The following is an 18,967-nucleotide window of genomic DNA, read 5'->3' as shown; positions in this document are numbered from 1 at the left end:
ACATGAACGGACACAGCCTGATTTCTGGCGAATGGATGGCAGGTGAAGGAAGCTTTCATTCTGCGCCTGCAACTGGTGATGCCAAAACCTATTCGGCGGGAACACCGGGCCTTGTGGAACAGGCGTGCGCCGCTGCGGAGGATGCCTTTTGGTCCTATGGGTATTCCACGCGCGAAGAGCGCGCCGTGTTTCTTGAACGAATTGCCGATGAGATCGAAAAGCGCGGCGCGGAAATAACTGAAATTGGCTGCTCTGAAACTGGTCTGCCTACCGCAAGGCTGGAAGGTGAGCGGGGCCGCACAACTGGGCAGTTGCGCCTGTTCGCTGACCACATCCGCGATGGCGCATACTTGGACTACCGCCATGACGCAGCCTTGCCGGATCGCCAGCCCTTGCCGCGCCCGGATTTAAAAATGGTTCAACGCCCGATCGGCCCGGTGGCCGTTTTTGGCGCATCGAATTTTCCTTTGGCCTTCTCGACGGCTGGTGGTGATACCGCTGCGGCGCTGGCGGTGGGGTGTCCTGTGGTGGTCAAAGGTCATCCGGCACATCCGGGTACAGGCGAGATCGTGGCCGAGGCTATCGACGCCGCCCGACAGAGCCTTGACCTGCATCCGGGTGTCTTCAGCTTTGTGCAGGATGGTGGCGTTGCCGTTGGCGGCGCACTCGTTCAGAATCCGTTTATCAAAGCGGTTGGCTTCACAGGTTCCTTGCGCGGTGGCCGGGCCTTGTTCGACCTATGTGCAGCGCGTGAAGAGCCGATCCCGTTTTTTGGTGAGTTAGGTTCGGTCAATCCGATGTTCCTGCTGCCCGCCGCCCTGAAATCACGTGGTGCAGAGATCGCGAAGGGTTGGGCGGCGTCCTTAACTATGGGGGCAGGCCAGTTTTGTACCAATCCCGGGATTGCCCTTGTGCCTGAAGGATCAGACGCTGAGCTATTCATAGCCGAGGCTGCCGCGGCGCTGCAGGATACGGCCCCGCAGACCATGCTGACAGATGGCATTGCCCGCGCGTTTTGCGAAGGTCGTGATCGCATCGCATCCGAGCCCACGGTCGCGGCGGTGGTTTCGGGAACGGCTGAGAACCGGGATGTGGGGGCCTTTCTCTACCGGGTTTCGGCCGACGATTTCAAAGCAAGTCCGGTCTTGGCGCACGAGGTCTTTGGGCCATTGGGTATTGTGGTTGTTGCCAAAGATGTCGCCACGTTCGCTTCGATCGCACGGGCCATGGAGGGTCAGCTGACTGCGACTATACACATGGATCAAGACGACACTTCCCATGCCGCCAAACTGATGCCAATACTGGAACGCAAAGCCGGCCGCGTATTGTTCAATGGGTTTCCGACGGGTGTCGAAGTTGCTGACAGTATGGTGCATGGCGGCCCTTATCCGGCATCGACAAACTTCGGGGCAACAAGCGTAGGTACTCTTTCGATCCGTCGTTTCTTGCGACCTGTTTGCTATCAGAATGCACCTGATAGCCTCGGTATTGAGGGCTGAATTCAAGCGGAACCGTATGACACACAAACAGGCCTGCTCAAAATGAACGATTTGAACCCGCGCATGTACCGTATGCCACGCTTGATAGACTGATGATCCTGCTCGATCAGGCTGTTCAGATACTTGGACCTGGCCGTTTGGGCTGGGTTTTCCGAAACGTTAGACCTGAACTAAGGCGCCAGAGAAGAGACCCAGTTCCTGAATGCAAAAGCCGAGGGATTTCCCTCGGCGTGCTCGGTCATACAGGCGAAATATCCCCTTTGGGTCTGAACGGTTCTGTTTGTTAGCCGCGTCAACTGACCTTGGGCCAGCAGGCTTTGCAGCAGCGTTTCCAACCCCAGAATGACGCCGTCCCCATTCAGCGCCGCTTGCAGGTACACCATGAACGAGGTGAACTTCTGCTCTGATCTGGGCGCAGGTGGCGCGATGTTCGTTCCTTTGAAATAGATATCCCAATCTCGTGCGTGCACACCGGTGGAAAGGTGCAGCAGCTCATACCGCACAAGGTCGTCCAAATCGCCAACTGCATGAAACAGGCCGGGTTTCGCAACTGGAACGAGCCGCTCGGAGAAAATGCGCTGGGTCTTCGCGGTTGGTAAGCTTTTTGGGTCATCGAAAACGATCAACACATCTGCTTGTTCGCTCTTATAGGCTTCGTTTTGGTCGCGAGAGACCAATTCAACAGCGATGTCAGGATGTTTCAAGCGAAACTCTGCCAATCGTTGCATCAGATAACAGCTTGCGAATCCAATTGTTGTGTTCACGACGACAACGTTCCGATCTGGTTGCGCCTTTATCTGGTTCATGGCGTCTGCGACCTGAGAGATGCCCCCAGAAACGGCCTGAAACAGCAGATCACCTTCCGCAGTCAGTGCTGCATTTGGGCGTGTTCGAACGAGCAGTTTGACACCAAGCTCTGCCTCCAGCTCTGCCACTCGGCGGCTTACCGACGGCTGTTGGACGTTCAGCTCGCTTGCGGCGCGCGTGAAATTCAGATGTCGGGCAACGGCCTCAAAGGCTGTGAGTAGCTTCCAGTTCAATACAGGCATCAAGTATTCTCTCATGGAATAGTCTGTATAGCTCTTTTAGGCGTTCTCCTGTGGTCAGAAAAAGCCCAAAAATGTTGCACTAAACGTGAATCGCATGGGCTCTGCAGGGTGAAGGACAAGATTGCGGACCATTCTGTGCCGGAAGGCGGTGCCAAAGAGTGGACGTGGAACCCCGCGTTGCCCATTCCTGTGAGCCCGGTTTTCGTTTGGCCACCCCAACCTGTACGAGCCGTGAAGTGGCTTGCCGCGTATTGGCTGACGCTGTCATCCACAGTGATCGAACTAGGACTTGCTATTGCGATCTGGTGGGTCACGCAGCCGACTTGGGAGGCCATGCAGACGTTTGATTTTGCTTGGATCATGACGATCTGGGCTCGCAACATGATTTTGCTCGTCCTGGTCGCGGGGGGCCTTCACCTTTGGCTTTGGCGCTGGCGCCGTCAAGGAGAGGCCACCAAGTTTGACCCCCGCGATCTTGCTGTGAACAATCGCAATTTCACCTTCCGCAATCAGATCTACGACAATGTCTCTTGGTCGTTGGCATCAGGGGTCACCGTTTGGACCATCTTTGAGGTTTCATATTTCTGGTGTGCAGCCAACGGGTTTGCGCCTGTCTTGAGCATCACTGGCGCACCGATTTGGTCGGCCGCTTGGTTCGTACTGATCCCCTTGTGGGCGTCGTTCCATTTCTATTGGATACACCGCCTTTTGCACTGGCCGCCAATCTACAAGCGGGTGCATTCACTCCACCATCGCAACGTCAACGTCGGTCCATGGTCGGGCATGTCGATGCACCCACTCGAGCACATTGGCTATTTCTCCTCTGTTCTGATCCATTTTGTCGTTCCGTCCGACCCAATCCACGTCATCTTTCACTTGTACAATCTGGCGCTTAATCCGGCGGTCTCGCATGCCGGATTTGAAAAGCTGTTCGTCAAAGATCGCAAGCGCATGGCGCTTGGGGATTTCTTCCACCAGCTGCATCATCGTTTTTTCGAATGCAACTACGGCACCGCTGAAGTGCCATGGGATGTTGTTTTTGGTTCATTCCACAATGGGACTCCTGAAGCCACGCGGCGTATCCGCGACCGTAAGCGTCGTTTGGGGCGGTAGCATGAAGCGGATCTACACAATGGGGGGCGATCCAGCGGTCCGGCAGCTGACAGTTGCCGATATCCTAGCCATGAAGGGCCAAAGGAAACTGGTGCAGGCGACCGCAACGACCGTAGAGGAAGCGAGCGCTGCTGCAGAGGCTGGACTTGACATGCTGAGCGTCTCTGTCGGTGACGAACTGCGAATGGTGCGTGCTGCTGCCCCAACTATTTTTTTGAACGCGGCATTGCCATTGACTTGTTTTGCGAGCCAGCAAGACCTCTTACGCGCTGCCTACGAGGCGATGGAAGATGGGGCGGATGCTGTGTATTTCTGCGGCCCGGTCCGTTGGGTCGAGTACCTGTCTGCAGCGGCTATTCCCGTGATGGGGCATGCGGGGCTTGTGCCGCGAAAAAGCATCTGGCTTGGCGGCCTGCGCGCATTCGGGAAGACTCCAGTGGAGGCGCGGCGTCTTTGGCAGGATGTTCGCGATCTGGAGAATGCGGGCGCCTACGCGGTCGAGATTGAAGTCGTTCCAGCAGAGCTGACAGCTGAAATCACGAAGGCGACGTCGCTTTCGGTAAGTTCTATTGGTTCCGGTCCGCATGCCGATATCGTGTTCCAATTCACCGAGGACACCTTGGGGACGACTGTAAACGCACCGCGTCATGTCAAAGCCTATGAGGATTTTGTTGCGCGCTTGGCGGATCTACAGACAGCTCGGGTTTCCGCCCTAAAGTGTTTTGCGGAGGAGGCGCGCTCCGGCGCTTATCCTGGCCCTGAAGTCTCTGTGGCGACGCCACAAGAGGCACTCGAAGCACTGCGTACCGCAATCCACGGGGGCAAGCAATGAAGACGCAGGCAGCGGTTATGTACGGCATTGGCCAACCTCTTCGCGTTGAAGAGCTTGATTTGGCCGAACCAGGACCCGGTGAAGTGCGCGTTACCATGGGCGCTGCGGGCGTTTGCCATTCAGACTATCACGTCATGTCTGGCCAAGCCGGTCACGAATTGCCCGTCGTGCTTGGACATGAAGGCGCAGGTACGGTCACAGCCTTGGGGGACGGCGTAGAGGGTCTCGAGCTAGGCGATCACGTCGTGCTCAGTTGGATTCCCTATTGCGGGGCGTGCTTCTTCTGTAAGAATGAAAAAACCCACCTGTGCCAAGCCTACAAAGAGCCACTTTGGGCAGGAACCATGCTGGATGGCTCCTGCCGGTTTTCGAATGCAAGTGGACCGGTTTACCACTTGTCGATGCTCGCTTGTTGGGCCGAGACTGTGGTCGTGCCGCAAGTGAGCTGCGTGAAGATCGACAAAGCTGTTCCTTTTGAAATCGCTGCACTTTTGGGTTGTGCCGTCACCACCGGTGTCGGGGCTGCTTTGAACCGGGCCAAAGTTGCGAACGGTGACAAGGTCGCTGTGATCGGAGCAGGTGGCGTTGGGCTCTCAATCATCATGGGGGCAAAGCTTGCGGGTGCCGCGCAGATCATCGCCATAGACGCGTCACCCGAGGCCGAGGGCAAGGCACGCCAGCTCGGCGCCACGCATTTCGTGGATGCAAAGGAAGACGTAGGTGCAGCTATTCAGGACCTAACTGAGCATGGAACGGATCATGTCTTTGAAGCCGCCGGAAAGCGCGTGTTGCAGCGCGCCGCCATAGACTACTGTCGTCCTGGAGGACAGGTGACCTTTGTTGGGATGGACGCCAACGATGCGACAATTGACTTGCCATCGACCGGGATCACGCGGTCTGAGATCATGGTAACTGGGTCGATCTTTGGGTCGTGCTGCACGACACGAGATTTCAAGGAGTACGGTCAACATTTCCAGGATGGCGACTTGCCCGTCGACCAACTGATCGGTCGCCGCTACCGGCTGGATCAGATCAACACTGCGATTGATGACATGTTGGCCGGCAAATCCGGACGCGGTGTCATCTTGTTCGACTAGGATACGAAATGAGCGAAACCGCACTTGAATGCCTTGCTAGATTTGTAGCCGAGAACGTTCTGACCCCTGATCAGGCGACCACGGCCATTCTAAGAGACGGTGTGATTGACACCCTCGGCTGCATGATCGTTGGCGCAAAGACAGATGTCGCACAACGCTGCCTGTCAGCAGCCGCGCATATGGGGGGAGGTGGAGGACCGTCTCGCGTCGTGGGATCGTCTGAGTGTTTCTCACGGCCCCACGCAGCATTTCTAAACGAAGTGGCCGGGCACGCTTTGGATTTCGACGATTGGGAAATCCCCGGTAACACGCACCCGACCGTGGTGTTGCTGCCCGCTTTGCTGGCAGTGGCGGAACGAAATACCAGCGGAGAGGACTTGGTTCGTGCTTATCTTGCTGGTTTCGAGGTGATTGCCCGCCTGGGAGAAGCCTTGAACTTTGAGCACTACGACGCCGGGTGGCATTCAACGGCAACGCTAGGAGCCCTAGGCGCAGCAGCGGGGTGTGCGCGTCTGATGGGGTTGAACCCAACTGAGACGACAAGAGCCATGTCCTTGGCCTGCAGTTCCGCTGCCGGTTACACATGTCAGTTCGGTTCAAATGCAAAGCCTGTCCAAGCGGGGTTTGCGGCACGCGCCGGTGTGGAGGCCGCTTGCCTTGCCAAAGCAGGGCTCAGTGCACAGCCTCACATGTTGGATCACCCCAGCGGCCTCGCGGCACTTATGGGTGGTTTCAACGCAGACCGTTTGGAGCAGGCCCTGCAAAAGACCGGAACGTCATACGCCCTTAGCGAACATGGCTTGGTTCTTAAGCCATGGCCAAGCTGCGGCTACACCCATCGGATCATGACTTGCGCCTTGGCGATCCGCGCGCGCATTCAAGCCGAAGAGATTTCGCAGGTCATTCTGCATATGCCTGATTTCCACGCGGCTATTCTGCCGTTTCGCAGTCCGAAATCGCGCGCGGAAGCCCTCTTTAGTGCCCCTTTTGTTGTCTCAATAGGGCTCCTTGAGGGAGATCTGACACTTGCCGATCTTGAGAGTGAAGCTTGGAAACGCCCCCCAATCTCGGAATTGATAGTGCGCTGCGATCTTCGACCGTTCTCACCAAAAAGACCCGATCTGAACTACAGCCCAGAAGACCCCGACCGTATCGAGGTCATTCTACGGACAGGCGAGCGTATCGAGGAATGCTGTGTGTACCCGGTCGGCGCACCAGATATCCCAATGACTCAACGCGACGTCTTGGCCAAGTTCAAAGCAAATCTTGGTCAGATGTTCGAAGCGAATGCCAGGTGCACGGTTTGGATTGCTAAACTACAAGACTGGCCGCAGGCCCCCTCCGTACTTGACCTCTTTTTCGAAGAAGGATTTGTCCGATGAGTAGAGTTCGATCAGGGCGCAACGCGCGCCGCGCGGCGCGGCAAGGTGGTGCGGGTTCAGGCCCTGCAACCTCGATCTGGCCTGGGATCGAAGGGGGGGCAATACCGTCCAATTCCCAAAGACGGAATCGAGGCCATCCATCAAACGGCGCTGCGTATCTTGGCTGAGATCGGCATCGCGCGCGCCACGCCCCGGTGTGTTGACACCGTCATTGCCGCAGGTGGTTCGGTCTCCGAGGCAGGCAGGCTGCTCTTTCCTGCCGACATGGTTGAGCGCGTCATGGAAACCGCCGGTCGTGGCTTCAATCTGCACGGTCAGACGCCCGAATGTGATCTCGACCCGTCAGGTACGCGCATTCATCTTGGTACATCCGGCGCAGCGGTGCACATCGTGGACAGTAAAACTGGCAAGGTACGCGACACAACATTGTCCGACCTGCATGACATGGCGCGTTTGGCTGAAGCCCTTCCCAACATTCATATGTTCCAACGCACGGTTGTCGCGAGAGATATTCTTGACCCGCATGCGATGGAGTTAAACACTGCCTACGCGTGCGCAGCTGGAACCAGAAAGCCTGCAGTTTCCCTGGATACGGTCGTCTGAGCTTTGGCCCTACCTGCGTCAGGCTTGGCCCTACGCAGTCCTAGCGCTGACGCTATCCTTTGCGGGATATGAGGGCGAGGTCATGCGAGGCGCGTTTTCAGGCGTGGCAAAAGGCCAGTTGGAGGCTGCAAAGTCTTTCGGGATGCCACGTTTCACAATGTTCCGCCGGATCTGGCTACCCCAAGCCGTACGTAATGTTCTGCCAACCTTGGGCGGAGAAACCATCTTGCAGCTCAAAGCAACACCACTCGTGGCAACGATCACAGTGGTCGAGATATATGCGGTTTCGTCCCGGGTTCGAGCAGACACATTTGTGGTCTACGAGCCCCTGCTGTTGCTTGCACTGGTTTACATGGCCATCGCCGGCTTGATTGCCTTGGCTTTCCGACGATTTGAGGGAGGTTGAGGCATTGGCAGCAATACCTACGAACGGTTGTTGGATAGATTGGCTCAGAACGTGCGAGAGGCAGGATTCAAAACCAGAATAGGACGGTTGCTGCGAAGTCGATTGCGGACAGTTAGGCTTCAGGGCTGCGATCAGACATGTTCATCGCTCGTTTTTACGCGATAAACTACGTGGCTGAATGGAAATCTATAATCCTGAGTCTAGGGTGAGCGGGTGCTGGCTCACCTCGTCAGGCTTGTGATTTGCCCCTTAGAAAAAACGGTCAATTCATGCGCCAATGATTTCTAGAGTCGATGCGTCAGACGCAATCAAACTCTTGCCTTTTCGAACTCGGCCCATGCGGTTTCAAAGGTTTCAAAATCAAATCCGGATTGGCGTGCAGCATCCAGGACGATACGTTCTGTCACCAGCAATTTCTGGATCGCCGCTTCCAGTTGCACGATAACATCCTCTGGTATCACCAGTGCTCCGTGACGGTCAGCGTGTATCAGATCACCTGGGCTTACAGTTAAGCCAAACACGGAAACTGGTGTATCAATCTCGCGTATGTAGACGAACCCATGGCTCGGGCCGATTGAACCGGCGACCACCGGAAACCCATCGGGTAGGTCCCCAAGATCGCGCATGACGCCATTGGTTACGACCCCCGACATGCCAAAACCTTTGTGGACGGTGGTGTTGATCTCACCCCAATAGGCGCCGATACAGTCCGGGTAATCTACATCCTCAATCACAGCGACAGATGGCTTTGGGGCCTCAGCCATATATTTGTAATAGGCCATGCGCCGCGCCCGGATCACATCTGCTGGCTCGGTTGGCGGGTGAATAGCAGCGATCTTGGCGGTGCGGGCATAGCCGACAATTGCTGGCTCATCGGGGGCAGAGCACTGCATGGTGCCCCGGGTGAACTGATCAAAGCCTCGTTTGCCCTGCGCCACTTCAATGGCGTTGCATACAGTGGGCGTGTCGACCTTGCGAAGCAGAGACAGAAGCGATGGGGTCATGAGTCCTCCAGCCAGCGGATCAGGGCCGCCGTGGTTTCTTGTGGTTGTTCCAGTGTGGGCAGGTGCCCTGCGTCTTCAATGATCGTCAGCACGCTGTTTGGCAGAAGATCGTGCATAAGTTGGTGGCGTTCGACAGGGCAAAGACCGTCGGCACGCCCGCACAGAACCAGCGTTTTGCCGGTATAGGCCGACAGGGTTGCGCGTTGGTCGATGCGATCCATCAGCGCTTGCGACTGACGTAGAAAGACGTCCGGCCCCAGATCCGTGGCCATAGCCATGCAAAGATCCAGAATGGCGCCCTGTCGTGGACCATCCGCCAGATAGTTGGGCTTCATCTCATCGCGCATAACCTGCCGCAAGCGCCCCTCGCGCACGGTGGCCATCTGCGGTGCACGGCGCGCTTTGACCTCGGACGCCTCTGCCAGCGGATTGGTATCCAGCAAAGCAAGGCGTTCCACCCGATCCGGGTCCTGACGCAGCGCTTCCATCGCAACAATCCCACCCATCGACAGCCCCGCCAAAGCGAAGCGCGGAGGGGCGTTGTTCAGAATCTCGGCGGCCATGGCCCCAACGCTGTCCTGCTGGCTTAGCGGGAAGCTCATCAACGGGACCCTGTTTGACAGCGCGTCGATCTGCGGACCAAAAAGGCGCGCATCGCACATCATGCCAGGCAGCAAGATCAAAGGCGTCATGACGCAGCCAGCTTTGCCCCTGCCGACAGCGCTGCCAATTTGGCATAGGCGATCTGCGGATCAACCGCTCCGAACCCCGCGAAGGTACCAAAACCGCAATCGCTGCCTGCAATCACCCGATCCGCCCCTACGATGCCCGAGAAACGGTCGATGCGCTGCGCTACAAGCTCGGGGTGTTCGATGAAATTCGTGGTGGTATCGACAACGCCGGGCACTAGTACCTTGTCATCAGGTATCTCATCTTTCCGGTCGCGGAACACGGTCCATTCATGGGCGTGTCGCGGGTTCGAAGTTTCAAACAGCACATAGCGCGATTTGGTCGCCATCAGAGTGGAGAACACCTTGTCCATTGCGATGTCACAACAATGGGGCCCCTCGTAATTGCCCCAACAGATATGCACGCGCACACGGTCCTGCGGGACGTTCTGTAGAGCATGATTCAGGGCCTCGACATGCATATTGGCGATCGTCACGAACGCGTCGTCCGACAGATCGGTGAACAACATGTGCCGCGAAAGGGCTAGATCGGGACAATCCAGTTGAAGGTCCAGACCGGCGGCCACGATGGTTTCGTATTCTTCTTTCATCGCATCGGCCAGCGCGGCCAGATACGCCTCGCGTGTTGGGTAGTGGTCATTCTGCAGAAACAGCGAAATCACCCCTGGCGAGGCGGCATTCATGAAGCCTCGGTCGATCCCGTGCTGGGACATCGCTGACTTGAGGTTGGCGATGTCCTTCTGCAACTCGCCTTGCCCTTTTGAACGTACCTCCCCCGTACACATGGGGCGCGCATATTTCGGGGTGCCGCCATCATCGGCCAGGCGCTGCAAAAAGCTGGGAAACATCTTCAGATCCGCAGGTGCATTGCGCGGGCTGTCACCGGAAAACCCGGTATAGCGGTCCTTGACGTAGGTGGCGTAGGAAATCTTTGAGGTCTCGCCATCGCTGACGATATCCACCCCGGCTTCGACCTGCTTGCGCACCGTCTCGGAGACCGCTTCGGTCATGCATGCATCAAAACCTGCGGCATCATACGGCTTGCCGTTTTCACGGGCGAAAATGTAATCCACCACGTCCTGCGAGCGGGGCAGGGATCCAACATGCGTGGTCTTTACGGTCATCGGGACCTCCTCAGATTTTGCGAGCCATCAGGATTGTATGGCTTTGGGTTTCGGGGTCTTCGGCCAGAAACCCGGTCAATTGCAGCCCGTTTTCTTCAAGGCAAACAGCATAGCCTGCCGGAGACAGCGACGCGTGATAGACACGTTCCGATCCAACGGTGCCACTGTCCTCTCCTGCGCGGGGACCGACAGTGAGCATCAGCATTCCGCCGGGCCGCAAATGGTGGGACATTCGTGCGATGCAATCCCTTTGCTCGTCCGCTGTCAGATGGAAAAAACTGTTCCAGGCAATGATGCCGTCGAAACTCTGATCCAGTTCGAAATCGCGCATGTCGCCATGACGCCAATCGCCATCGGGCCAGCGAGTCCGGGCAATGGCCAGCATCGCCTCAGAGAAATCGACACCCGTGACGTCAAACCCCTCGGCCTTGAACCACCGCGCAATCGGATCGCCTGTCCCGCAACCTAAGTCCAGAACGCGATCGCCTGGCTTCAGGCTGGCAGTGAAGCGCGCCAGCCAGCGCGCTTCGAACAAGGCCTTTGAGCGGCGCTTGTCATAGTCGGTCGCCTGCCGTTCATAGATTGCATGGGTGTCGTTTGGATCTGCGGTCATCCTGTCCAGGTGGCTCCTGCCGGGTCATCGGTCGCTGTAATCCGGTACAGACCCGCCTGTCCGGTCATCGACGGTTCAACGCTATAGCGTTCCCCCGGCAGAACCAAGGCGGTGTCTCCATTTGACAGAGCGGTCTCGTACCCATCAATCGAGATGCGCCAGTGACCGCTGGCGGGCATTAGAACAACCGGTTTTTCAGCGATAACCGGATCAGTCACGCTTGAGCCGCGCCCGAGGAAGTCGACCTCGAACCCTGGTTTATCTTTGATCAGAGCGTTTTCGCCAATCACCGGCGCTGGTTTATTGGCCGACAGTGCCATCAGATCCCAGTAGCGGGCGACGTATTTGCCCACCACATCCTCGACCGGTACCTCGGGGTAGTCTTTCAACTGTTCCTCGGTCAGCAGCGGCATCGGGCGCACGTTGTGGGGCAGCTCTTGGCCTTTCTTGCTATCATACAGAACGCCATTGTCACCCAGCATCAGCCCGTGGGCCTGCGCGTCCTGAATGACTTGCGGCGCCCATGTCACGCCACCCCCGGCATCGTCACCGCCGAGGATCGACATGATCATCCCATAATCCTGACCGACATTTTCGAACCCGCGAAAAATGCCGGTTGGAATGTTGAAGATGTCGCCTTCTTCGGCAATGAACTCACCCGCAGTGCCATAGCGACCCCAGAAGAACCGCCAGCGGCCCTTGGCGACAAAGAACACCTCGGCCGTGGTGTGGCTGTGCAGAGAGTTCCGGCATTTCGGAGGCTGGCCCGCAGCGCCGATGTTAAAGCCGATCTTGTCGGTGATGTGGACGTGCTGATCTGGCGATTCCGAGACGCCGCCGCCGATGATGGTGAAGTTTTCCTTCTGATCACTGCCCGGCGTATGGGCGTCGATAAAGGCGGTTTTGCAGGGCTGCAACTCGCCGTAGCGGACGATGCGTTGTTGGATAGTGCTCATAGTGATCTCCTAGTGGGGGTTGTGTTGCGATAGGGATTAGCCCGTCGCCCCAGGAGGGTGATTGTTCAGCCGCAGCGCGGCGCGGTGGCAATGATACCGCCGCGCCTGTTCGCTGGGTTTGAGGCAGGTTGGCATCACAGGTCTCCGGTCGCCAGAAGAAGCTGCTTCCAGATCGCTGTTTCATCGAACAGGGTCCACTCGCGGCGCAGGCGGACGTCACCGCCGATCAGTTCGCCCCATTCGGCGTGGCTGATGCCCAGAACATACAGGTCCGCCCCGGTAGGAGCGCCAAACGCCCCCCACCCGTTATGTTTGCCATGCAAGCTCCAACGGATGGCCGAGCGGGGCGGCATGTTGGCATCCTCGCGCCCGATCTGGTGATGAATGGTAAACGTCGCACTGGGCAGCGCGGCACGCAGAGACATCCAGAACCGGTCCACCGCGTCGCGCCCGTGGCCGGTGGCCCCACCGGGATATTCACTTTGCACGGCACGATCATAGTCACGTTCAACCGCGCCCATATCTGCGCCCATCATCCGGGTCAGCAGGTCAGCATGGCGCTGGCCCCATTCGTTGTCATTGCCCCGCCCTTTGTACGGCCCGTCCAGATCATTGGCCGGGGTCAGAGGTTTGACGCATGCCTCAGCACCGCCCTCACGCGCGATCAGGTCGCGGGCAAACGCCTTGGGCTCCCACCCCATTTGCCGGACGATCGCGCCATTGTCGCGGATCAGCCATTCATCGTCGATGGTATTGTTGCGGGCATGGCAGTCGGCCAGAATGCGATAGCGCAGCTTGGACCCGGTCGCCTTGCCGAACGCGCCATCGCCCAGATGCGTGGCGGTGGACATGATGCGGTGGCTCGACAGCATCCCATCCTCGGGCGTGCCGGACCAGATCACATCCTCGCCCAGAAGGGTACGGTCGGGGAATTCGGCCAGCGTCGCCATGGTCGCGCCGATGACACCCTGATTACCGGTCGAGACACTGCCCGGCATCCGCACCACGATATCTTTGCCGTAATACTCGTGCAGGGTCGCGATGCCGCGATCCTCCCAAATCTCTTTGGTGATGCCGATGATGTAGTCCGGGAAATCCCGGAATTTCGGATCAAAGCCCTTCATGTCTCAGTCCTTTGTGGTTTCCACCCTTTTGGCAAACGCGCCGAGGTCCGCACGATCAACGGCCCGTCAATGGCCACCTTGCGCGGTTTGGCCGTGGCCGGGGTGTCGATATGGTCAAGCAATGCGGTGACGGTTTCAGCCACCATAAGATTGGCGCGCTGGCGGATGGTCGTCAGGTTATAGGCGGGCCACCCGGCGGGCGGCACGTCGTCGTAACCGATGACCGAGACATCCTCGGGCACGCGCAGGCCCAGTTCAAAGCGGATCACGTCCATCACGGCCAAAGCCATGTGATCATTGGCCACAAATACCGCGTCGGGCCGTTTGCCGGGCGCCACATCAAACATCCGGCGGGCGGCGGCCCGGGCGTTCTCAGTATGGAAATCTCCGACATCATGGGCGAAAACATTCTGCCCGCCTTCGGCCAATGCCGCACGGAACCCCGCCTCGCGGTCGCGCTGGGTCGAGGCGCCCTGCCAACCCGCGACATAGGCGATGCGCTGATGCTCTCCGGCCAGCAGAAACTCGGCCACTTTGCGGCCCCCCGCATAGTTGTCCGAGGCCACCGTGGTGATCCCGTCGAGATCCTGCGTGCGGTTGAACAGCACCACCGGAACGCCGGCCTGCTGACAGCGTGTGGCAATATCCGACGACATGGGAACCGAGGCCAAAACGACCCCATCGACCTGATAGTCCAGAATTTCCTCCATCACGTCGTCAATATTCCCGGCCGAGCGTGAGGCCATGAAAATCAGCACGTGATAGCCCTGTTCCTGCAGCGCATTTGAGAGCTTCTCAAGCGCCTCGGGGTAAAAGTAATTCTCGAGATACCCCACCACCAGACCGATGATGCGGCTTTTGCCCGAGACCATGGCGCGGGCCAGAACATTGGGCCTGTAACCCAGCTCAGCAGCTGCCTTGCGCACCTTGTCTTCGGTCTTTTTGCTGACCGAGGCACCGGGCGTGAACACCCGGCTGACCGCCGACTGGCTGACACCAGCCAGTTGCGCAACCTGCAGGGATGTGACCTTTTCAGCCATCAGGTTTCTCTCTCAACAATGCAGCCAGCAATATCATCCCAGCATCTAGCCCCATCGTCGGCACACCACGCGGTACAGTCGGGTCGTGAATGCTCAGCCATGCATTGCCATCGTGGTATTGATTCAGGGATTGCAATGCTGCCATTGGGCCTTCGGCTTTTGCTATGTCCCGCAGACCGTCTATGGCATGGATCGGTGCCGTTTTTTCAAACTCACGACCGCGCTGTTCACGTTGCTCACGAAATTCGGAAACCATAGCCTGGCTTTCGTCCTGCTTGGACACACCTTCTTGGTCCCAACGTTTTGCGTCACGCATGACGGGGGCAACCCGCTCGGTCCAACGAAAACCGCGCGAGATCGTAGGAACCGCAAAGGTCAATTCGCAACAGGCATCCATGACCCCACGCAGACTGTCCGGTACATGAAAGTCACCCCGGGTGTCCGGCAGTTGGCTTCCGGGGCGCTCGCCCAGAAACTGAACAAATAGCTGATGCACCGTATCGGCATCGGGTTCGTTCAGTTTACCGATCCGTTGCTGCGCATCCTCCCGAACAGAGTCTTTGTCGATCTGTTTCAATCCGTATTCGTCCAAGATCGGGCCAAAACGCCCCCAAAAGTGATGCGGTTCTTCATTCGCCATCCCGGCAGAGGGTCGATAGATCATCGTTTTGCCTTCTTCGACGATAGCATCAAGGATCGCATCCCGTAGTCGGCGTTGAATGCTGATATCCTTGTCGTCATAGCGCATCAGTCCGCCGTCCACCCGCCGTCAATCAGCATCGAAGTGCCCGTCACCAGCGCTGAGGCGTCCGAGGCCAGATAGGTGACGGCGCCCATGATGTCTTCGACTTCGCCCACGCGGTCGAGCTTGATCTTGTCCATGATCCACGCGGCGCGTTCGGGGTTGTCGAAGGTGGATTGTGTCAGCGGCGTGCGGATGAAGGTTGGGCAGACCGTGTTGATGCGGATGCGCTGTTTGCCCCATTCGATTGCCATCGCTTTGACCATGCCCTCAAGCCCGTGTTTGGTGGCGCAGTACAGCGCCCGGTCCACACCGCCCACATGGCCCATCTGGCTTGAGATATGGATGATTGATCCCGGCCGACCCGCCGCCAGTAGCGCCTTTGCTGCATAAGAAGACAGGAAATAGGCCGAGCGCAGGTTGATATCGGTCACTGCGTCGAAATCCTCGGGCGTGGTGTCGATTGCAGGGCTGTGGCGGGCGGTTCCGGCGGAATTGACCACCACGTCAAAGGCGCGGCCTTCGAACAGCTGTTTCAGCGCCTGCAAGTCACCCTGATCCACTACTGCGGCCTCGGCCGACCAGCCCTGCGCCTGCAGCGCGGCGACGGTCTCGGCCAGTCGATCTGCCCCACGCGCCGCACAAACCACATGCGCCCCGGCTTCGGCCAGCGCCACGGCGCAGCCCTGACCGATACCCGAGGAGGCACCGGTAACCAGCGCGGTTTTACCGCTCAGCGAAAAAGAGGGGGTGCGGGGCAGGTCAGTCATCAGCTCATTCCATCTGGTATTTCAATTCGGCCCATATTCCGGGCCTTGTTGAATTCCCGCAGACGGGCGAACACGTCAACGCCAAGTTGGCGATAAGCGTCCAGAAGATCGACCAGAACCCAGTTTTCGCGGATGAGGCCATTCTCGAGCCGCCAGAAATCAAGGCTGCGCATGGTGATCCGCTGGCCTGAGGGCGCAATCCCTATCCAGCCGTCATGGGTTACCGTTTGGATCATGTTCGGCCAGCCGGTGACGGCAGCATAGTCGCCATCGCCGAAGAAGTGATAGGTGATGTCATCCACATACTTCCCGCGATCCGGCATCCCGTTCAGGAACGGAATCTGGTGCCAGTTACGAAACCCAGCATAGCCGCGCCCGGTGCCGATCCCCGCCGGACCGTACCAGTTCATGCGGGGATGCCAGAACTTCTCCATCTCCATCACCTCTGGCCCGCCTTCCGAAGGGTGTTTCTTGAGGTGATCCAGCATGTCGATGATGTGCTGGCATGTCTGCTGGCCTTTGGCGGCATCATATGGCCCTGGCACCAGACCGTCCTGCGTCGCGGGACCTGGCACATTCCATTCGAGCCCAAGGCTAGGGGCCATGGGCCAGGCGTTGGCCTGCATCATAACTTCAGGGATGTCCCAAAGCGCCTGCATCTCAACGATCTTGCCATCGCTGAAGCGATAGAATTCGTGAAACCGCATCGTCACCTGATGGCCGGTCGGCGGGATATCCAGCCACGGCCCGGTGAAGGTGCCGGTATAGTAGCCGCCGCAACCGACCCAATCCGCGCCGTGTTCATCCGGCCCTGCCATCACGATATAGTCGCGCCGCTCTAAATCAGGCCACGCGTCCAGCAAACCCTTGTACGCGGTGTCATAAAACGCGTCGCTGCCTGTGCTGTCGCCGAACGGGTGGCACAACCGAAACAGGGCATCCGGAGCGCTGACACTTGCCAGCGCCTGCCGCACACCCGTTTCGGTAAAGTCATACATAGCCGCCCTGAGTGGAGCGATCAGGGTCTTGTGCTGCGTATGGATATCATTCATTCCGCGGCGTCCCGATATGGGGCCGCCTCGCCATAGGGGACGTTGATCCCGCCATAGCGGCGGACGCGGACGTTGCATTGCTCGGCATGGCCAACAAAGCCTTCCAGCATACACAAGCGCGAGCCATATTCGCCGATTAGCGTTGCGGCCTCATCGGTCAGTACCTTCTGATAACTGTGCGTTTTCAGGTACTTGCCCACCCACAGGCCGCCGGTGTAGCGGCCCGCCTTTTTGGTCGGCAGCGTGTGGTTGGTGCCAATCACCTTGTCACCGTTCGACACATTGGTACGCGGGCCAAGGAAAAGCGCGCCGTAGCAGGTCATGTTCTCAAGGAACCAGTCATCGCGATCGGTCATCACCTGCACATGCTCGGACGCGATGTCGTCGGCAACTTCCAGCATCTCGTCATAGGTGTCGCAGACAATCACCTCGCCATATTCGGCCCAGGACACTTTCGCGGTGTCGGCGGTGGGCAGGATGCCCAGCAGGCGTTCGACCTCGGCCAGAGTGTCCTCGGCCAGTTTACGCGAATTGGTCAGCAACACGCAGGGGCTGTTATAGCCATGCTCGGCCTGCCCCAGCAGGTCGGTGGCGCAAAGCTCCGCATCTGCTGCGGTCTCGTCGGCGATTACCATGGTTTCGGTCGGGCCGGCGAACAAATCGATGCCCACACGGCCAAACAACTGGCGCTTGGCTTCGGCCACAAAGGCGTTTCCGGGGCCGACCAGCATGTGAACCGGGTCGATGGTTTCGGTTCCCAGCGCCATCGCGCCGATGGCCTGAATGCCGCCCATCACATAGATCTCATGCGCGCCGCCCAGGTGCATGGCCGCAATCACCGCCGGGTTCGGTTTGCCCTGAAACGGAGGTGTGCAGGCGATGATACGCGGCACCCCAGCCACACTGGCCGTCGCAACCGACATATGCGCCGAAGCCACCATCGGAAACTTGCCGCCGGGCACGTAGCAGCCAACCGATTGCACGGGGATGTTCTTGTGGCCCAGAATGACGCCGGGCAGAGTTTCAACCTCGATATCCAGCATCGAGTCCCGCTGCGCCTGCGCAAAGTTGCGCACCTGCTCCTGGGCGAATTTAATATCGTCCAGCTCGCGCTCGGTCAGCTGGCCGATCAGATCGTCGATCTGCTCCTGCGACAGGCGGAACGAGGCGGGGGAATAGTTGTCGAACTTCTCGCTCAGCTCGCGCACTGCGGCGTCGCCACGGGTTTCGATGTCTTTCAAAGTGGCCTCGACCACGGCGCGGGTCTTGGCGTCATCTTCGGCCCGGTCGGCGTCGGATTTGCCGCGTTTGAGATACTCGATTGCCATAGTACTGATCCTTACTTGTCGGGGCGGGGCGCGGTTTTCTCACCCCGGTCATAGGCTTCCCAGCCCTCACCGTTGAACAGATCGACCCCCAGCTGCGCGGCCACATGGGCGAAATCCACATTCACCCAGTTGTCGACGATCTTGCCGTCGACAACTTTCCAGAAATCCATGTAACGGATTTCAACCCGCTTTCCGGTGGGAGCGATTCCCAGAAACTCGCCGGAATGGGTGGCCTCTTGCCGGCCAAAGGCTGCGGCCCATTCGCCCATATAGAGGCGTGCCTCGTCGATGCAGGTTTTGTCTGAAAACGCTGCCTGGAACGGGCGCTGCCAATTGTCCTGAAACTCTTTCAGGCCGGTCTTGGTGCCACAGCCCTGATTGCCCATCCAGCGGAAACCCTGCGAAAAGAACTCACCAATATCGTCAATACGATGGTCGTTCAGACCGTCCACCATGGTTTCGATCACGCGACGCGTGTCTTCGGTTTTGCTCAGATCCGTGTCTCGGGTCAGAACGGCTTGTTCCGGGCGGGAACCCTTCATTT

At 58.3% G+C, this 18,967-nt stretch carries 19 protein-coding genes and 2 pseudogenes; 7 read left to right on the top strand and 14 right to left on the bottom strand.

Translation table 11 applies throughout. From position 1 onward, the window contains the following. Window positions 1-2: 2 nt before the first annotated feature. Entirely contained in the window at window positions 3-1,499 is a 1,497-nt protein-coding gene (locus J7394_RS03995) for an aldehyde dehydrogenase (NADP(+)) (protein ID WP_209251125.1), read from the top strand. Between the two features lie 44 nt (window positions 1,500-1,543). Here the strand turns inward: J7394_RS03995 and J7394_RS03990 are convergent. Next, a pseudogene (locus J7394_RS03990) lies at window positions 1,544-1,639 on the bottom strand (IS6 family transposase); the annotation flags it as partial. A gap of 30 nt (window positions 1,640-1,669) precedes the next feature. Then, a complete protein-coding gene (locus tag J7394_RS03985; protein WP_209251124.1) occupies window positions 1,670-2,548 on the bottom strand; it encodes a LysR substrate-binding domain-containing protein in 879 nt (292 codons plus the stop codon). A gap of 108 nt (window positions 2,549-2,656) precedes the next feature. On the opposite strand from J7394_RS03985, the gene J7394_RS03980 reads away from it, so the two are divergent. From J7394_RS03980 to J7394_RS03955, 6 genes and pseudogenes are all read left to right on the top strand, one after another. Next, window positions 2,657-3,661 (top strand): sterol desaturase family protein, encoded by a 1,005-nt coding sequence (locus J7394_RS03980; protein ID WP_371811926.1) that lies wholly within the window; start codon window positions 2,657-2,659, stop codon window positions 3,659-3,661. A gap of 1 nt (window position 3,662) precedes the next feature. Continuing rightward, window positions 3,663-4,493: a 3-methyl-2-oxobutanoate hydroxymethyltransferase gene (locus J7394_RS03975; protein WP_209251123.1), complete on the top strand. Its 831-nt coding sequence runs from the start codon at window positions 3,663-3,665 to the stop codon at window positions 4,491-4,493. Then, complete coding sequence (locus tag J7394_RS03970) at window positions 4,490-5,590, top strand: zinc-binding dehydrogenase (RefSeq protein ID WP_209251121.1); 1,101 nt, start codon at window positions 4,490-4,492, stop codon at window positions 5,588-5,590. Before J7394_RS03975 ends, J7394_RS03970 begins: the two co-directional genes overlap by 4 nt. An 8-nt stretch (window positions 5,591-5,598) precedes the next feature. Continuing rightward, window positions 5,599-6,972: an MmgE/PrpD family protein gene (locus J7394_RS03965; RefSeq protein WP_209251120.1), complete on the top strand. Its 1,374-nt coding sequence runs from the start codon at window positions 5,599-5,601 to the stop codon at window positions 6,970-6,972. A 45-nt stretch (window positions 6,973-7,017) separates the two neighbouring features. After that, on the top strand, window positions 7,018-7,575 hold the full coding sequence (locus J7394_RS03960; RefSeq protein ID WP_209251119.1) for a trimethylamine methyltransferase family protein: 558 nt from the start codon (window positions 7,018-7,020) through the stop codon (window positions 7,573-7,575). Then, window positions 7,550-7,981, top strand: a pseudogene (locus J7394_RS03955) (ABC transporter permease subunit); the annotation flags it as partial. The gene J7394_RS03960 and the pseudogene J7394_RS03955, both read left to right, overlap by 26 nt. Before the next feature lie 308 nt (window positions 7,982-8,289). Here the strand turns inward: J7394_RS03955 and J7394_RS03950 are convergent. The 12 genes from J7394_RS03950 to J7394_RS03895 all read right to left on the bottom strand — a co-directional run bounded on the left by J7394_RS03950 (window position 8,290) and on the right by J7394_RS03895 (window position 18,965). After that, complete coding sequence (locus J7394_RS03950) at window positions 8,290-8,985, bottom strand: RraA family protein (protein WP_209251118.1); 696 nt, start codon at window positions 8,983-8,985, stop codon at window positions 8,290-8,292. Further along, window positions 8,982-9,677, bottom strand: a complete 696-nt coding sequence (locus J7394_RS03945) for an alpha/beta fold hydrolase (protein WP_209251117.1) — start codon at window positions 9,675-9,677, stop codon at window positions 8,982-8,984. The genes J7394_RS03950 and J7394_RS03945 overlap by 4 nt, the downstream gene beginning before the upstream one ends. Then, on the bottom strand, window positions 9,674-10,798 hold the full coding sequence (locus tag J7394_RS03940; protein WP_209251116.1) for a cobalamin-independent methionine synthase II family protein: 1,125 nt from the start codon (window positions 10,796-10,798) through the stop codon (window positions 9,674-9,676). Before J7394_RS03940 ends, J7394_RS03945 begins: the two co-directional genes overlap by 4 nt. A 10-nt stretch (window positions 10,799-10,808) precedes the next feature. Then, entirely contained in the window at window positions 10,809-11,411 is a 603-nt protein-coding gene (locus tag J7394_RS03935; protein ID WP_209251115.1) for a class I SAM-dependent methyltransferase, read from the bottom strand. After that, window positions 11,408-12,367, bottom strand: a complete 960-nt coding sequence (locus tag J7394_RS03930) for a cupin (protein WP_209251114.1) — start codon at window positions 12,365-12,367, stop codon at window positions 11,408-11,410. The genes J7394_RS03935 and J7394_RS03930 overlap by 4 nt, the downstream gene beginning before the upstream one ends. Before the next feature lie 134 nt (window positions 12,368-12,501). Further along, the gene (locus tag J7394_RS03925) at window positions 12,502-13,491 is read right to left on the bottom strand and encodes a nuclear transport factor 2 family protein (protein WP_209251112.1); all 990 of its coding nucleotides are present in this window, start codon (window positions 13,489-13,491) and stop codon (window positions 12,502-12,504) included. Further along, window positions 13,488-14,531 (bottom strand): LacI family DNA-binding transcriptional regulator, encoded by a 1,044-nt coding sequence (locus J7394_RS03920; RefSeq protein ID WP_209251110.1) that lies wholly within the window; start codon window positions 14,529-14,531, stop codon window positions 13,488-13,490. Before J7394_RS03920 ends, J7394_RS03925 begins: the two co-directional genes overlap by 4 nt. Beyond that, window positions 14,524-15,279 (bottom strand): hypothetical protein, encoded by a 756-nt coding sequence (locus J7394_RS03915; protein ID WP_209251108.1) that lies wholly within the window; start codon window positions 15,277-15,279, stop codon window positions 14,524-14,526. The genes J7394_RS03920 and J7394_RS03915 overlap by 8 nt, the downstream gene beginning before the upstream one ends. Then, window positions 15,279-16,043 carry an SDR family NAD(P)-dependent oxidoreductase gene (locus J7394_RS03910; RefSeq protein WP_209251106.1) on the bottom strand — a complete coding sequence of 255 codons (765 nt, stop codon included), beginning with the start codon at window positions 16,041-16,043 and terminating at the stop codon, window positions 15,279-15,281. Before J7394_RS03910 ends, J7394_RS03915 begins: the two co-directional genes overlap by 1 nt. Further along, window positions 16,043-17,095, bottom strand: a complete 1,053-nt coding sequence (locus J7394_RS03905) for an ester cyclase (protein WP_209251104.1) — start codon at window positions 17,093-17,095, stop codon at window positions 16,043-16,045. Before J7394_RS03905 ends, J7394_RS03910 begins: the two co-directional genes overlap by 1 nt. Next, the gene (gene hisD / locus J7394_RS03900; RefSeq protein ID WP_209251102.1) at window positions 17,092-18,423 is read right to left on the bottom strand and encodes a histidinol dehydrogenase; all 1,332 of its coding nucleotides are present in this window, start codon (window positions 18,421-18,423) and stop codon (window positions 17,092-17,094) included. Before hisD ends, J7394_RS03905 begins: the two co-directional genes overlap by 4 nt. Before the next feature lie 11 nt (window positions 18,424-18,434). After that, window positions 18,435-18,965, bottom strand: coding sequence for an ester cyclase (locus tag J7394_RS03895; RefSeq protein ID WP_209251100.1), 531 nt, complete (start codon window positions 18,963-18,965; stop codon window positions 18,435-18,437). Window positions 18,966-18,967 lie beyond the last annotated feature (2 nt).

Source organism: Ruegeria sp. R13_0, assembly GCF_017743995.1.
Classification (GTDB): domain Bacteria; phylum Pseudomonadota; class Alphaproteobacteria; order Rhodobacterales; family Rhodobacteraceae; genus Ruegeria.
Note: the sequence above shows the minus strand (reverse complement) of the source record. Positions and strands in the feature narration are given on the sequence as shown.